Origin of the sequence: Psychrobacter sp. TB20-MNA-CIBAN-0197 (assembly GCF_040309765.1) — a bacterium.
Lineage (GTDB): Bacteria > Pseudomonadota > Gammaproteobacteria > Pseudomonadales > Moraxellaceae > Psychrobacter > Psychrobacter submarinus.
In genome coordinates, this window is record NZ_JBEOPC010001080.1 from 1 (window position 1) to 251 (window position 251).

2 pseudogenes are annotated in these 251 nt (G+C 44.2%); both read left to right on the plus strand.

Going from position 1 to position 251, the window contains the following annotated elements:
* Positions 1-58 (plus strand): annotated as a pseudogene (locus AAEY83_RS19150) (hypothetical protein); the annotation flags it as partial.
* Positions 59-67: 9 nt separating this feature from the next.
* Positions 68-251, plus strand: a pseudogene (locus AAEY83_RS17240) (DNA/RNA helicase); the annotation flags it as partial.

Below are 251 nucleotides of genomic sequence, written 5' to 3' on the forward strand. Positions count from 1 at the left end.
GCGCTACTTTGCCCTCTCTCCGTGTGAAACATGTAAAAAAGACTGTGTATACTGTAGATCCTGCATCATGCTGGGAAAAGTAAGCGAATGTGGCTTTCTCTACGAATGGACGGGTCCACAAAAGAAAGAAACAAGACAAGTTGAATTAACATGGCAGGGAGAGCTTTCTAAAGGGCAAAAGAGAGCGTCCGATAGGCTAGTAGAAGCAATCCAAAACAAATTTGATCTGCTCGTTTGGGCTGTTTGTGGTG